13 protein-coding genes and 1 other annotated feature are annotated in these 14,574 nt (G+C 53.5%); of the genes, 9 read left to right on the top strand and 4 right to left on the bottom strand.

What is annotated here, in order from left to right; all coding sequences use genetic code 11:
* Positions 1-22: 22 nt before the first annotated feature.
* Complete coding sequence (gene acrA, locus FDW98_RS03195) at positions 23-1,216, bottom strand: multidrug efflux RND transporter periplasmic adaptor subunit AcrA (protein WP_096758038.1); 1,194 nt, start codon at positions 1,214-1,216, stop codon at positions 23-25.
* Positions 1,217-1,357: 141 nt separating this feature from the next.
* On the opposite strand from acrA, the gene acrR reads away from it, so the two are divergent.
* Together acrR and mscK are read left to right on the top strand one after the other, a co-directional pair.
* Positions 1,358-2,002, top strand: coding sequence for a multidrug efflux transporter transcriptional repressor AcrR (acrR, locus tag FDW98_RS03190; RefSeq protein ID WP_096758037.1), 645 nt, complete (start codon positions 1,358-1,360; stop codon positions 2,000-2,002).
* A gap of 126 nt (positions 2,003-2,128) precedes the next feature.
* Positions 2,129-5,491 (top strand): mechanosensitive channel MscK, encoded by a 3,363-nt coding sequence (gene mscK, locus FDW98_RS03185; RefSeq protein WP_096758036.1) that lies wholly within the window; start codon positions 2,129-2,131, stop codon positions 5,489-5,491.
* 39 nt (positions 5,492-5,530) lie between these two features.
* Here the strand turns inward: mscK and FDW98_RS03180 are convergent, their stop codons facing one another.
* From FDW98_RS03180 to priC, 3 genes are all read right to left on the bottom strand, one after another.
* Entirely contained in the window at positions 5,531-6,454 is a 924-nt protein-coding gene (locus FDW98_RS03180; RefSeq protein ID WP_096758035.1) for an Rpn family recombination-promoting nuclease/putative transposase, read from the bottom strand.
* A 69-nt stretch (positions 6,455-6,523) separates the two neighbouring features.
* Positions 6,524-6,691, bottom strand: a complete 168-nt coding sequence (gene rsmS, locus FDW98_RS03175; RefSeq protein WP_096758034.1) for a pleiotropic regulatory protein RsmS — start codon at positions 6,689-6,691, stop codon at positions 6,524-6,526.
* 14 nt (positions 6,692-6,705) lie between these two features.
* A complete protein-coding gene (gene priC / locus FDW98_RS03170; RefSeq protein ID WP_096758033.1) occupies positions 6,706-7,233 on the bottom strand; it encodes a primosomal replication protein N'' in 528 nt (175 codons plus the stop codon).
* A 69-nt stretch (positions 7,234-7,302) separates the two neighbouring features.
* Between priC and FDW98_RS03165 the strand changes: the two genes are divergently transcribed.
* The 7 genes from FDW98_RS03165 (at position 7,303) to adk (ending at position 14,424) form a co-directional block, all read left to right on the top strand.
* Complete coding sequence (locus tag FDW98_RS03165; RefSeq protein WP_096759456.1) at positions 7,303-7,680, top strand: DUF454 family protein; 378 nt, start codon at positions 7,303-7,305, stop codon at positions 7,678-7,680.
* Positions 7,681-7,874: 194 nt separating this feature from the next.
* Positions 7,875-8,426, top strand: a complete 552-nt coding sequence (apt, locus tag FDW98_RS03160) for an adenine phosphoribosyltransferase (protein WP_096758032.1) — start codon at positions 7,875-7,877, stop codon at positions 8,424-8,426.
* A 209-nt stretch (positions 8,427-8,635) separates the two neighbouring features.
* Positions 8,636-10,561, top strand: a complete 1,926-nt coding sequence (gene dnaX, locus FDW98_RS03155; protein ID WP_096758030.1) for a DNA polymerase III subunit gamma/tau — start codon at positions 8,636-8,638, stop codon at positions 10,559-10,561.
* Positions 9,894-9,958, top strand: a sequence feature (DnaX frameshifting element). (Overlaps the previous gene by 65 nt.)
* A 62-nt stretch (positions 10,562-10,623) precedes the next feature.
* Complete coding sequence (locus tag FDW98_RS03150; RefSeq protein ID WP_046276079.1) at positions 10,624-10,953, top strand: YbaB/EbfC family nucleoid-associated protein; 330 nt, start codon at positions 10,624-10,626, stop codon at positions 10,951-10,953.
* Positions 10,953-11,558 carry a recombination mediator RecR gene (recR, locus tag FDW98_RS03145; protein WP_096758029.1) on the top strand — a complete coding sequence of 202 codons (606 nt, stop codon included), beginning with the start codon at positions 10,953-10,955 and terminating at the stop codon, positions 11,556-11,558. Before FDW98_RS03150 ends, recR begins: the two co-directional genes overlap by 1 nt.
* Before the next feature lie 110 nt (positions 11,559-11,668).
* Positions 11,669-13,543, top strand: a complete 1,875-nt coding sequence (gene htpG, locus FDW98_RS03140) for a molecular chaperone HtpG (protein ID WP_096758028.1) — start codon at positions 11,669-11,671, stop codon at positions 13,541-13,543.
* Positions 13,544-13,779: 236 nt separating this feature from the next.
* The gene (adk, locus tag FDW98_RS03135; protein WP_096758027.1) at positions 13,780-14,424 is read left to right on the top strand and encodes an adenylate kinase; all 645 of its coding nucleotides are present in this window, start codon (positions 13,780-13,782) and stop codon (positions 14,422-14,424) included.
* The last annotated feature ends 150 nt before the right edge of the window (positions 14,425-14,574 follow it).

Below are 14,574 nucleotides of genomic sequence, written 5' to 3'. Positions count from 1 at the left end.
GTCTTAACGGCTCCTGTTTAAGTTAAGACTTGGACTGTTCAGGCTGGCTACCGCTTGCGGCTTGCTGGTTGTTATCCGCGGTGACTTCCTGCGCTTTTACCTGCGCGCCTGGACGTACTTTTTGCAGCCCCGTGACAATCACGCGGTCGCCTGGCTTAAGTCCTTCTGTGACCAACCATTTATCGCCAATTGCTTGTGCTGCCACAATCTGGCGGGTTTCCACTTTGTCATCTGCACCGATAACTAACGCGCTGGCTTCACCGCGCGGTGTACGGGTTACGCCTTGCTGCGGAACCAGTATTGCCGTTGGGTTGATCCCTTCTTCCAGACGAGCACGGACGAACATACCCGGCAGTAAGGTGTGATCCGGGTTAGGGAAGATGGCGCGCAGTGTGATAGAACCGGTGGTCTGATCAACCGTCACGTCAGAAAACTCCAGCGTACCGGACTGCGGGAATTTAATGCCGTCGCTGGTCACCAGTTCCACTTTCGCTTTACCGTTCTCTTGCTTCAGTTTGCCGTTCGCCAGCTCTTGTTTCAGTCGCAGGAAATCGTTGCTTGATTGTGTGACGTCGACATAGATCGGATCCAACTGCTGTACGGTTGCCAGCGCGGTCGCCTGACCGTTTTGCACCAGAGCACCTTCCGTAACGGCAGACTTACCAATACGGCCGCTAATTGGCGACGTGACTTTGGTATACGCCAGGTTAATACGCGCCGTTTCTACTGCGGCTTTCGCGGCAATAACGGCAGCATTTGCCTGTTGCGCATCGGCCTTGGCGGTATCGTATTCCTGTTGACTGATGTACTTGGTACCCAACAGTTTCTGATAACGATTCACCGTCAACTGAGCGATATTAGCCGCCGCCTGCGCTTTAGCCAGATCGCCTTTTGCACTTTCATATGCGGCCTGGTAAGTAGCAGGATCAATCTGATAGAGAGACACACCCGCTTCAATGTCACCGCCTTCTGTGAAATTACGCTTCAGGATGATGCCGCTAACCTGAGGGCGAACTTCTGCAATGCGGAAAGCACTGGTGCGACCCGGGAGTTCAGTTGTTATCTGTAGAGGTTCAGCTTTGAGCGTCACAACTCCAACCTCTGGCATCTGCTGGCCCCCTTGTTGGGCCTGTTTGTCGTCACATCCTGTTAGCGCTAAGCTGCCTGAGAGCATCAGAACGACTGCCAGAGGCGTTAACCCTCTGTTTTTGTTCATATGTAAACCTCGAGTGTCCGATTTCAAATTGATCAATGGCTTAAAGCCCATAAACCCATTGCTGCGTTTATATTATCGTCGTGCTATGGTACATACATTCACAAATGTATGTAAATCTAACGCCTGTAAATTCACTAACATATGGCACGAAAAACCAAACAACAAGCGCAGGAAACGCGTCAACACATTCTCGATGTTGCGCTGCGTTTGTTCTCGCAACAAGGGGTCTCTTCCACCTCGCTTGCAGAGATCGCAAAAGCCGCTGGCGTCACGCGTGGTGCAATCTATTGGCATTTCAAAAACAAGTCGGATTTATTCAGTGAAATCTGGGAGCTGGCAAAACCCAATATTGATGAACTAGAGTCTGAGTATCAGGCAAAATTCCCTGACGATCCACTATCAGTATTAAGAGAAATTTTAGTTTACGTTCTTGAAGCTACCGTGACAGAAGAACGCCGGCGTTTGCTGATGGAGATTATATTCCACAAATGCGAGTTTGTCGGGGAAATAGCCTCTGTTCAGTTGGCACAACGCAGCCTGTGTCTTGAAAACTATGATCGCATCGAGCAAACCCTTCGCAACTGTATGAACGCTAAAATGTTGCCGGAGAACCTGAACACGCGTCGCGTGGCGGTGTTACTGCGTAGCTATCTTTCCGGTATTTTAGAAAACTGGTTATTTGCACCAGAGTCTTTTGATCTGAAAAAAGACGCGCGTGAATATGTCGCGGTGCTGCTGGAAATGTGTCTGCTGTGCCCAACGCTTCGCGTGCCTGAGACCTGCTGAGCAGTGGGTTTCACTCCAGGAATTTTCCTGGACATTTTCACCCCCGCTATTTTGTCTATCACAGCCGTGATATTCTAGCCGCTTGACTATTTTCGGTCACTTTTCTGGTTAGAAACATTCATCCTCATGACTATGTTGCAGCTTTATAAACGTTCACAGCATCTCATTGCTATTACCATTATTTTCTTCATTCTATTGCTGTCTTGCCAGTCATCAGCATTTGCGCGAGCGCAACAGAATGGCGAACTGCCGACGAAAGCGGATATTCAGAGCCAGCTAGACACGCTGAATAAACAAAAAGACCTTTCTGCGCAGGATAAATTGGTTCAGCAGGATCTCATCGATACCCTCGCCACGCTTGATAAAATTGAACGCGTGAAGGACGAGACCGTTCAACTACGCCAGAAAGTGGCCCAGGCGCCGGAAAAAATGCGCGAGGCGACGGCGGCGTTAAATTCGCTCAGCGATGTCGATAATGACGATGAAACGCGAAAAACACTGAGCGCGCTCTCTCTGCGACAACTCGAGTCGCGCGTCGCCCAGGTGCTGGATGACCTGCAAAGCGCGCAAAACGATCTGGCTGCTTATAACAGTCAACTGGTCTCGTTGCAGACGCAGCCTGAGCGCGTGCAAAACGCGATGTACACCGCCTCGCAGCAAATGCAGCAAATCCGCAATCGCCTGGATGGAACCAGCGTTGGCGAGGCGGCATTACGCCCCAGCCAGCAGGTGCTGCTTCAGGCGCAGCAGGCATTGCTGAATGCGCAAATCGACCAGCAGCGTAAAAGCCTGGAGGGCAATACGGTTTTGCAGGATACCCTGCAAAAACAACGGGATTACGTGACGTCCAACACTAACAGGCTCGAACATCAGCTCCAGTTGCTGCAGGAAGCGGTGAACAGCAAACGTCTGACGTTAACCGAAAAAACCGCGCAGGAAGCAGTGACGCCAGATGAAGCGGATCGTATCCAGACCAATCCGTTGGTAAAACAGGAACTGGATATTAACCATCAGCTTAGCCAGCGCCTGATTTCCGCCACGGAAAACGGCAACTCACTGATGCAGCAAAACATTAAAGTCAAAAACTGGCTTGATCGTGCGCTGCAATCGGAACGTAATATTAAAGAACAAATCGCTGTGCTGAAGGGCAGTCTGCTGCTATCGCGCATTCTGTATCAGCAGCAGCAAACGCTGCCGTCGGCAGACGAGCTTGCTGATATGACTAACCGCACTGCCGATCTGCGTCTGGAGCAATTTGACGTCAACCAGCAGCGTGATGCGCTGTTCCAGAATGATGCCTTCGTTGCCAAACTGGAAGAAGGGCACAGCAATGAAGTGAACGGCGAAGTTCATGATGCGCTGCTGCAGGTTGTGGATATGCGCCGTGAACTGCTGGACCAGCTGAATAAGCAGTTGGGAAATCAGCTGATGATGGCCATTAACCTGCAGATCAACCAGCAGCAGTTAATGAGCGTGTCGAAGAACCTCAAGAGCATCCTCACTCAGCAAATTTTCTGGGTTAACAGCAACCGCCCAATGGACTGGGATTGGGTTAAAGCCTTCCCGCAAACGCTCAAAGACCAGTTTAAGTCGATGAAAATCACCGTGAACTGGGAAAAAGCCTGGCCGGCGGTGTTTATCGCATTCCTGGCCGGTTTGCCGCTGCTGCTGGTAGCCGGGCTTATCCGCTGGCGCCTGACGTGGCTGAAAGCGTACCAGGCGAAACTCGCCGCCGCGGTGGGTAACTTGCGCAATGACAGCCAGCTCAACACACCTAAAGCGATACTGATCGATCTGATTCGCGCCTTGCCGGCATGCCTGATTATCCTTGCCGTGGGCTTGATTCTGCTGACTATGCAACTGAACGTCAGCGATCTGCTATGGGCATTTAGCAAGAAAATGGCCGTCTTCTGGTTGGTGTTTGGCCTGTGCTGGAAGGTGCTGGAAAAAGACGGCGTGGCGATCCGCCACTTCGGCATGCCCGCGAAACAGACCAGCCACTGGCGTCGCCAGATCGTGCGTATTAGCCTGGCACTGCTGCCGCTGAATTTCTGGTCGGTGGTCGCTGAGCTTTCGCCTCTCAATCTGATGGATGATGTGCTTGGGCAGATTGTTATTTTCTTTAACTTGCTACTTATTGCCTTCCTGGTATGGCCAATGTGTCGTGAGAGCTGGCGTGATAAGGAATCGCACGGTCTGCGCCTGGTGACGATAACCGTATTGTCGATTATTCCGATCGCGCTAATGGTGCTGACGGCGACCGGTTATTTCTATACCACGTTGCGTTTATCCGGTCGCTGGATTGAGACCGTGTATCTGGTGATCATCTGGAACCTGCTGTACCAGACGGTGCTGCGCGGATTGAGCGTTGCGGCGCGCCGAATTGCCTGGCGTCGTGCACTTGCCCGTCGTGAGAATCTGGTGAAAGAAGGGGCCGAAGGCGCTGAGCCGCAGGAAGAACCTACCATTGCGCTGGAGCAGGTCAACCAGCAAACGCTGCGTATTACCATGCTGCTGATGGTGGCCCTGTTTGGCGTGCTGTTCTGGGCTATATGGTCCGATCTGATCACCGTGTTCAGCTATCTCGACAGTATCACGCTCTGGCATTACAACGGCACAGAAGCCGGTGCCGCGGTGGTGAAAGATGTCACTATGGGCAGCCTGCTGTTTGCGATTATTGCCTCAATGGTGGCCTGGGCGCTGATCCGCAACTTACCGGGTCTGCTGGAAGTGTTGGTGCTGTCGCGCCTGAAAATGCGCCAGGGCGCATCGTATGCGATCACCACAATCCTCAACTACGCGATCATTGCTATCGGCGCGATGACGGTCTTCGGGTCGCTCGGCGTATCGTGGGATAAATTGCAGTGGCTGGCCGCGGCTCTGTCGGTCGGTCTCGGTTTTGGCTTACAGGAAATCTTCGGTAACTTTGTCTCGGGTCTGATCATTCTGTTCGAACGCCCGGTGCGTATCGGTGATACCGTCACGATTGGCACTTATTCCGGGACAGTCAGTAAGATTCGTATTCGTGCGACCACCATTACCGACTTTGATCGCAAAGAAGTGATCATCCCGAACAAAGCGTTTGTGACCGAGCGACTGATCAACTGGTCGCTTTCAGATACCACCACGCGTCTGGTGATCCGCATTGGGGTCGCTTACGGTTCAGATCTCGATAAAGTGAAGAAAGTGCTGCTGCAGGCGGCAATGGAACACCCGAAAGTGATGCACGATCCTGAGCCCGCCGTGTTCTTCACCGCCTTCGGTGCCAGCACGCTGGATCACGAACTGCGTCTGTATGTCCGTGAACTGCGCGACCGCAGCCACACGGTTGATGAACTTAACCGCGCGGTTGACCGCTTGTGCCGTGAAAACAACATTGATATCGCCTTTAACCAACTCGAAGTGCACCTGCACAACGCCAAAGGGGATACTGTGACTGAAGTTAAGCGCGACATCAAAGGTGACGATCCGACGCTAGCGCTGAGTTAAGTTTTGTACAGGGCGGCGATGATGCCGCCCTGATGGCATTTAGTGTGCCAGCGCGACGAGTTCTTCCGGCGTCAGGCCAGTAATATCTGTTATCAGGCTGGGTTCCAGTCCGCTGGCCAGCATTTTGCGCGCGATGCTGCGCGCTTCGACCTGTCGACCTTCTTGAAGCCCTTTCTCAAGTCCTTTCTCAAGTCCTTCCGCTCTGCCTTTTTCTTCCAACCATTCGGCAATTGTCATCAGCTGTTCCTTGTACTGTGGCGCGCTCCGCGCCAGTTGGCGGATAAGAACGCCGGGTTCCGTGGTTTGACCTGCCTTCAGCATATAATTAATTAATACATCGATCTGGGGTTCGGTCAGATAATTCTGTGTTAAGAGCGTAACGAGTTGGTCCAGTAATTCGCTCAGATCGCGTCGACGAATATGTTTTTGCAGGAGTTCCAGCATCGCTACCCGTTGATGCTGCAGGATGTGATTATCTGGCATTGTGGTCAGGTCTACCAGCGTAAATTCGTGGCTATAAAGTATTTTTGCCAGTTCTGGTTCGCTAAACAAGTGGTGCCAGTTGAGACTGAAGGGCCAGGGGCTTTCCATGCCATGGTAAAACAGGATTGGCACCACCAGCGGTAACGTCTTATGCCCGGCGTCAAGGTGATGCTGCATGGCGGCAATGGCGTAACGCATCAGGCGAAAGGCCATGAATTTATCGGGTTTACTTTGATGTTCGATCAGTGTGTAAACGTAACTGGTGCCGTGTTTTGTTTGCAGAGAGTAGAGAATGTCTGAATAACTGGTGCGTAAATCGTCCTCAATAAAACTTCCGGATTCCAGCGTTAGTGAATCCATATTGCATATATTGAGAAACTTTTTTGGCAAATGGATCTGCAAAAAGTCTCGGGCAATCTCTTTTTGCATCAACATTTGCCGAAAGACCGCGTCGTGCGGTGTGGTGGGGAGTCGTTCCATGATCTGTCCGTGATTGTCGTACTGTGCTGGTGACTCTGGCACTGACGACAATGGCAGACCAGAGGGCAATTAATCCGTTTGCGAGGCGTCTTCCGCAGTTTTTAGCTTGTTTTCATAATCACGCATAACGATCTCCAGCGCGCGTAGCACCGTTCGGGCTGGCAGCTGGTTTTCTTCAAGCAGGACAATCAAATCGACGGCCAGTTTGACCTCGTCCGGGGCGTTTTCAAGTGACATACATTCTCCGACGATTAACGGGTGATACGTGCGAGCACGTTTTCTATTCTTTCCAGCGCATGGCGACAGCGTGCCAGACGCGCCTCGAAGGCTTCCACTTCTCGTAGCAGGCGCTGCTGCTCCTCAAAATTAGTTGCCCGAGCCAGTTGAGCCTTACGTTCGCGCGTCATCTCGACCAGTCGGCGCTCATATTCCTGATGTTGAACGCGTTTGCGCTGCCAGCGGGCAAGCCCTGGCGACGCGCTGTCCCATTCTCTAAGCGACCAGGTGGCGGTCTCACGGGAAATGGCTTCCAGTTGAGACGCTAAATGTTCAGCCAGCCAGGCTACCTGGGGACGCTGCTGGTGTTCAACGGCATGGCGTAACGCGCTCAGGTTAGCATCGGCTTCATCCAGGCAGGCCTGTAACCGTGTGCTGCGGGTGCGAAAAAGCTGGCGATCGAAGCGGGCGCTAAGCGTTGCGTGATGCGCAAGAGGGGCGCAACGCTGCCGCAGGCTGTTGAGCTGGCTTTCGAGCGTCTGAAGCAGCAGGGCGGTTTTCACGATAACACTCCGATGAAAATGAGAACCGTTATGCTAAAGTAGCGATTCTCTGTGTTAAGTATTGATATTATGCGACGCATTATTCTAATCATCATTGGCTGGATAGCGGTAGTGTTAGGCACGCTGGGTGTGGTTTTGCCCCTGTTGCCCACCACACCGTTTATGCTGCTGGCCGCCTGGTGCTTTGCCCGCTCATCGCCGCGTTTTCACGACTGGCTGCTGTACCGTTCATGGTTCGGCGGTTATCTGCGCCACTGGCAGAAACACCGCGCGATGCCGTCAGGGGCAAAGCCGCGCGCCATTGTGTTTATTTTGCTGACGTTTGGCGTTTCGCTGTGGCTGGTTGAGATGATGTGGGTACGCGGACTGCTGTTGGTTATTCTCGCCTGCTTGTTGATTTTTATGTGGCGGATCCCGGTGATTGATGAAGAGCAACAAAAGCACTGAAGCATAATAATCGCTGTTGCAATTGTCTCCCGCAGCCAGTAAATTTGACCGTTTTCGAGCACAGGCGCAGGCGGTCAAAGGTTAAACAGATGTAACCTTTGCTCTTTATATATACAAAAAATCATTCAAGACGCGTCGAGGATGGAGTATATAGTGCGCCGTGAAGTAATACCGTATCAATCAGGCACAAACTTATGACCGCAACTGCACAGCAGCTTGAGTTTCTCAAAGATAGCATCAAAAGCATCAACGACTACCCAAAACCGGGCATTCTTTTCCGCGATGTCACCAGCTTGCTGGAAGACCCGAAAGCTTACGCACTCAGCATTGAACTGCTGGTTGAGCGTTACAAAAATACGGGTATCACGAAAGTTGTCGGCACCGAAGCGCGCGGCTTCCTGTTTGGCGCACCAGTCGCCCTGGGGTTGGGCGTCGGGTTTGTTCCGGTGCGTAAACCCCATAAACTGCCACGCGAAGTAATTGCTGAAAGCTATGAGCTGGAATACGGCACCGATCAGCTGGAAATCCATGTTGATGCTATCAAACCGGGCGACAAAGTTCTGGTTGTAGACGATCTGCTGGCGACCGGCGGAACCATCGAAGCGACCGTGAAGCTGATCCGCCGTCTGGGTGGTGAAGTGACCGATGCGGCGTTTATCATCAATTTGTTCGATCTGGGTGGCGAACAGCGCCTGGAAAAACAAGGGCTGACCTGCTACAGCCTGGTCCCTTTCCCGGGCCACTAAGTCGGGCTATCTTTTTTGCCATTTTGGCTCCGGTCAGTGCTCAAAATCCTCACGTACTACGTGTACGCTCCGGTTTCTGTGCGCTGCCCGAAACCAAACTGACTGCAACGATAACGCCCGAATATAACGTGTCAACCTCGCCGTCGCTGCGAGGTTGTGTTAGCATTACTCCCCTGTGAATCCACCCTCCAGCCTTTCAGAGCCTGCCAATGAGTTATCAGGTCTTAGCCCGAAAATGGCGCCCACAAACCTTTGCTGACGTCGTCGGCCAGGAACATGTGCTGACGGCACTGGCTAACGGCTTGTCGTTAGGGCGTATTCATCATGCTTATCTTTTTTCCGGCACCCGTGGTGTCGGTAAAACCTCTATCGCCCGTCTGCTGGCGAAGGGACTCAACTGTGAAACCGGCATTACCGCCACGCCTTGCGGGGTGTGTGACAACTGCCGTGAAATCGAGCAGGGACGTTTTGTCGATCTGATTGAAATTGACGCCGCGTCGCGCACCAAGGTTGAAGATACCCGTGACCTGCTGGATAACGTCCAGTACGCGCCCGCACGTGGACGCTTCAAGGTCTATCTGATCGACGAAGTGCACATGCTGTCGCGCCACAGTTTTAACGCCTTACTGAAAACGCTCGAAGAGCCGCCAGCGCACGTTAAGTTCCTGCTGGCGACTACCGATCCGCAGAAGCTGCCGGTCACTATCCTGTCGCGCTGTCTGCAATTTCATCTTAAAGCGCTGGACGTTGAGCAGATCCGCCATCAGCTTGAGCATATCCTCAATGAGGAACACATCGCCCACGAACCGCGTGCACTGCAGCTGCTGTCGCGCGCGGCGGACGGGAGCCTGCGCGATGCGCTAAGCCTGACCGATCAGGCGATTGCCAGCGGTGACGGTCAGGTCTCAACTCAGGCGGTGAGTACCATGCTCGGTACGCTTGACGACGATCAAGCGCTGTCTCTGGTTGAGGCGGTGGTTGCCGGGAATGGCGAACGCGCCATGACATTGGTTAATGACGCTGCCGCGCGTGGTATTGAATGGGAAGCGCTGCTGGTTGAGATGCTGGCGTTGCTGCACCGGATTGCGATGGTTCAGCTCACGCCTTCCGCGCTCGGTAGCGATATGGCCGCCATTGAACAACGTATGCGCGAACTGGCGCGAACCGTGCCGCCGACCGATATTCAGCTGTATTACCAGACTCTGTTAATTGGACGTAAAGAGCTGCCGTATGCGCCGGACAGGCGTATGGGCGTAGAAATGACGCTGCTGCGGGCGCTGGCTTTTCACCCGCGCGTCCCGCTACCGGAACCCGAAGTCCCTCGCCAGTCGTTTGCACCCGCGGCTCCTACCGTGGTCATGGCACCGACACCGGCCCCGGAGCAACAACCTGCGCCTGCGCATCAGGACGTGCCGTTGTCTGAGGCAACCAGCCAGGTGCTGGCTGCGCGTAGTCAGCTGCAGCGTGCTCAGGGAGCGACCAAAGCAAAAAAGAGTGAACCGGCAGCCGCATCCCGCGCGCGGCCGGTGAATAATGCTGCGCTGGAAAGACTGGCGTCGGTGACGGAACGCGTTCAGGCGCGCCCGGCGGCCTCTACGCTGGAGAAGGCACCGGCGAAAAAAGAAGCCTATCGCTGGAAGACGACCAATCCGGTTGCAGAAGTCAAAGAAGTTGTTGCCACGCCAAAGGCGCTGAAAAAAGCGCTGGAACATGAAAAAACACCGGAACTGGCGGCAAAACTGGCGGCGGAAGCCATTGAACGCGACCCGTGGGCCGCGCAGGTCAGTCAGCTTTCATTGCCTAAGCTGGTGGAGCAGGTGGCGCTCAATGCCTGGAAAGAAGAGAATGGCAACGAGGTTCGCCTGCACCTGCGTTCCACGCAGCGGCACCTCAATTCCAGCGGTGCGCAGCAACGACTTGCTGAAGCATTGAGCAGCTTAACGGGCTCAGCGGTTGAATTGACCATCGTTGAAGATGATAATCCTGCGGTGCGCACGCCGCTGGAGTGGCGTCAGGCCATTTATGAAGAAAAACTTGCGCAGGCGCGTGAGTCAATTATTGCGGATAATAACATTCAGACGCTGCGTCGTTTCTTCGATGCGGAGCTGGACGAAGAGAGTATTCGCCCCATTTGATCGTAAGCCATTTTCCATGGTTTTATGGTTGTCATCCCTTAACGTGATTGAGAGAGAAGCCTATGTTTGGTAAAGGCGGTCTGGGTAACCTGATGAAACAGGCCCAGCAGATGCAAGAAAAAATGCAGCAGATGCAGGAAGAAGTGGCCAAGCTGGAAGTGACCGGCGAATCGGGTGCGGGTCTGGTGAAAGTGACCATCAACGGCGCGCATAACTGCCGTCGTGTGGAAATCGACCCAAGCCTGTTGGAAGACGACAAAGACATGCTGGAAGATCTGGTTGCTGCGGCATTCAACGATGCGGCTCGTCGCATTGAAGAGACCCAGAAAGAGAAAATGGCCTCCGTTTCCTCTGGTATGCAGCTGCCGCCTGGCTTTAAGATGCCGTTCTGATGCAAACCAGCCCGCTGTTAACTCAGCTTATGGAAGCACTGCGCTGCCTACCGGGCGTTGGCCCGAAGTCAGCGCAGCGCATGGCGTTCGCGCTACTTCAGCGCGATCGCAGCGGCGGGATGCGTCTGGCGCAGTCGTTAACGAAGGCGATGTCGGAAATCGGCCACTGTGCTGATTGCCGCACCTTCACAGAACAAGAAGTATGCAACATCTGTGCGAATCCGCGTCGCCGGGAAAACGGCCAAATTTGCGTGGTAGAGAGTCCTGCGGACATCTACGCCATTGAGCAAACGGGGCAGTTTTCCGGCCGTTATTTCGTGCTGATGGGACACCTGTCGCCGCTGGATGGCATCGGGCCTGATGATATCGGGCTTGATCGTCTGGAGCAGCGACTGGCGTCTGAGCACATCAATGAAGTGATCCTGGCGACCAACCCGACGGTCGAAGGCGAGGCTACCGCCAACTACATTGCCGAGCTGTGCATGCAATATGACGTTGAAGCCAGCCGTATCGCCCACGGCGTACCGGTTGGCGGTGAGCTGGAAATGGTCGATGGCACCACGCTGTCGCACTCTCTTGCCGGGCGTCATAAGATTAAATTCTGAACAAACGGAAGCCGCGACGGCGGTTTCCGCTTGAAATTATCATTCCCTGTCCCCATTTCACTCTCAACGTGTTTTTACCATTAAAAATGGCATTGTTGAGGTAGATCTACATGAAAGGACAAGAAACTCGTGGTTTTCAGTCAGAAGTAAAACAGCTTCTGCACCTGATGATCCATTCTCTGTATTCCAATAAAGAAATCTTCCTGCGTGAGCTTATCTCTAACGCCTCCGATGCGGCAGACAAGCTGCGTTTCCGTGCGCTGTCTAACCCGGACCTGTATGAAGGTGACGGTGAACTGCGCGTGCGTGTCTCCTTCGATAAAGATAAGCGTACGTTGACCATCGCCGACAACGGCGTGGGGATGAACCGCGATGACGTTATCGATCATCTGGGGACCATTGCTAAATCCGGTACCAAATCTTTCCTCGAATCTATGGGTTCCGATCAGGCGAAAGACAGCCAGTTGATCGGCCAGTTCGGGGTTGGTTTCTATTCTGCATTTATCGTGGCTGACAAAGTCACCGTGCGCACCCGTGCAGCGGGCGACAAGCCGGAGAACGGCGTGTTCTGGGAGTCTGCGGGCGAAGGTGAATACACCGTGGCCGACATTACCAAAGACGATCGCGGCACCGAAATCACCCTGCACCTGCGTGAAGGGGAAGATGAGTTCCTCGATGACTGGCGTGTACGCTCCATCATCAGCAAATATTCTGACCATATCGCCCTGCCGGTAGAGATTGAAAAACAGGAAGAGAAAGACGGTGAAACCGTGGTTTCCTGGGAGAAAATCAACAAGGCACAGGCGCTGTGGACGCGTAACAAGTCGGAAATCAAAGACGACGAGTACAACGAATTCTACAAGCACATCGCCCATGACTTCACCGACCCGCTGACCTGGAGCCACAACCGTGTGGAAGGTAAGCAGGAGTACACCAGCCTGCTGTACATCCCGTCGCAGGCCCCGTGGGATATGTGGAACCGCGATCACAAGCACGGTCTGAAGCTGTACGTCCAGCGCGTGTTCATCATGGACGACGCCGAGCAGTTCATGCCGAACTACCTGCGTTTTGTGCGCGGTCTGATAGATTCCAACGATCTGCCGCTGAACGTGTCCCGTGAGATCCTGCAGGACAGCACCGTCACCCGTAACCTGCGCAGCGCGCTGACCAAACGTGTACTGCAGATGCTGGAAAAATTGGCGAAAGACGATGCAGAAAAATATCAGACCTTCTGGAAACAGTTTGGCCTGGTCCTGAAAGAAGGTCCGGCGGAAGACCACGCTAACCAGGAAACCATCGCCAGGCTGATGCGCTTTGCCTCCACGCACACCGACTCTTCTGCACAGACCGTGTCGCTGGAAGACTACGTGTCGCGGATGAAAGAAGGACAGGAGAAGATTTACTACATCACCGCTGACAGCTATGCGGCGGCGAAGAGCAGCCCGCACCTGGAACTGCTGCGTAAGAAAGGCATCGAAGTTCTGTTGCTGTCCGATCGCATCGACGAGTGGATGATGAACTACCTGACCGAGTTCGACGGCAAGCCGTTCCAGTCCGTTGCTAAAGCTGACGAGTCTATCGACAAACTGGCGGATGAAGTCGACGAATCGGCAAAAGAAGCTGAAAAAGCGCTGACCCCGTTCGTTGAGCGCGTGAAAACCCTGCTGGGCGATCGCGTGAAAGAAGTGCGCCTGACGCACCGTCTGACCGACACGCCGGCTATCGTAACCACCGATGCGGACGAAATGAGCACGCAAATGGCGAAGCTGTTTGCCGCTGCGGGCCAGGCCGTACCGGAAGTGAAATACATCTTTGAACTCAACCCGGACCACGTGCTGGTTAAACGCACGGCGGATACCCAGGATGATGAGCAGTTTAAAGAGTGGGTTGAACTGCTGCTGGATCAGGCGCTGTTCGCAGAACGCGGCACGCTGGAAGATCCTAACCAGTTCATCCGTCGTATGAACCAGTTGCTGGTATCCTGATAACGGTTGCGTAATGTGATGCCGGATGGCGCTAACGCTTATCCGGCCTACAAAATCTCGTGTACCGTAGGCCGGATAAGGTGTTTACACCGCTATCCGGCATTTTCTCTTCTTATTTTCAATTTTCCCACCGTTAAACGTTTCAGCGTCAAGCACCTTTCTTGAGCCAATTGCGTGATGGTGGTATCGTTTAGCGCTTTTTAAAAATATCGACAACCTTTAAGGGGATTTTCGTAATGCGTATCATTCTGCTTGGCGCTCCGGGCGCGGGTAAAGGAACTCAGGCTCAGTTCATCATGGAGAAGTATGGTATTCCGCAAATCTCCACCGGTGATATGCTGCGTGCTGCCGTGAAATCTGGCTCCGAGCTGGGCAAACAAGCGAAAGACATCATGGACGCCGGTAAACTGGTGACCGATGAGCTGGTGATCGCGCTGGTCAAAGAGCGTATTGCACAAGAAGACTGCCGTAATGGTTTCCTGCTGGACGGCTTCCCACGTACTATTCCGCAGGCTGACGCCATGAAAGAAGCGGGTATTGTGGTGGATTACGTTCTGGAATTCGCGGTACCGGACGAACTGATCGTTGACCGTATTGTTGGTCGTCGCGTTCATGCGGCATCTGGCCGTGTTTATCACATCAAATTCAATCCACCTAAGGTTGAAGGCAAAGACGATGTGACCGGCGATGAACTGACCACCCGTAAAGATGACCAGGAAGAGACCGTGCGTAAGCGTCTGGTTGAATACCATCAGATGACTGCCCCGCTGATTGGTTACTACCAGAAAGAAGCGGAAGCGGGTCAAACCAAATACGCGAAAGTTGACGGTACGCAGGCCGTTGCCGCTGTTCGCGCTGACCTGGAAAAAATTCTCGGTTAAGTTTTAGCGTTGTGAACCTCTTATCAGGCCTGCCATTATCTCGTAGGCCTGATAAGCGCAGCGCCATCAGGCAATCGGTGCCGGATGGCGGCGTAAACGCCTTATCCGGCCTACCGGTATCGTTAGCGCCATCAGGCATATTCTTACCTC

Origin of the sequence: Citrobacter sp. wls711 (assembly GCF_005281055.1) — a bacterium.
Taxonomy (GTDB): domain Bacteria; phylum Pseudomonadota; class Gammaproteobacteria; order Enterobacterales; family Enterobacteriaceae; genus Citrobacter; species Citrobacter gillenii.
This window is presented reverse-complemented; position numbering and strand designations above follow the sequence as displayed.

Coding starts and splice junctions, on each gene's coding strand:
- adk (WP_096758027.1), top strand. CDS start 13,780: ATGCGTATCATTCTGCTTGGCGCTCCGGGCGCGGGTAAAGGAACTCAG.
- apt (WP_096758032.1), top strand. CDS start 7,875: ATGACCGCAACTGCACAGCAGCTTGAGTTTCTCAAAGATAGCATCAAA.
- dnaX (WP_096758030.1), top strand. CDS start 8,636: ATGAGTTATCAGGTCTTAGCCCGAAAATGGCGCCCACAAACCTTTGCT.
- acrA (WP_096758038.1), bottom strand. CDS start 1,216: ATGAACAAAAACAGAGGGTTAACGCCTCTGGCAGTCGTTCTGATGCTC.
- FDW98_RS03180 (WP_096758035.1), bottom strand. CDS start 6,454: ATGGAACGACTCCCCACCACACCGCACGACGCGGTCTTTCGGCAAATG.
- acrR (WP_096758037.1), top strand. CDS start 1,358: ATGGCACGAAAAACCAAACAACAAGCGCAGGAAACGCGTCAACACATT.
- rsmS (WP_096758034.1), bottom strand. CDS start 6,691: ATGTCACTTGAAAACGCCCCGGACGAGGTCAAACTGGCCGTCGATTTG.
- recR (WP_096758029.1), top strand. CDS start 10,953: ATGCAAACCAGCCCGCTGTTAACTCAGCTTATGGAAGCACTGCGCTGC.
- FDW98_RS03165 (WP_096759456.1), top strand. CDS start 7,303: ATGCGACGCATTATTCTAATCATCATTGGCTGGATAGCGGTAGTGTTA.
- htpG (WP_096758028.1), top strand. CDS start 11,669: ATGAAAGGACAAGAAACTCGTGGTTTTCAGTCAGAAGTAAAACAGCTT.
- FDW98_RS03150 (WP_046276079.1), top strand. CDS start 10,624: ATGTTTGGTAAAGGCGGTCTGGGTAACCTGATGAAACAGGCCCAGCAG.
- mscK (WP_096758036.1), top strand. CDS start 2,129: ATGACTATGTTGCAGCTTTATAAACGTTCACAGCATCTCATTGCTATT.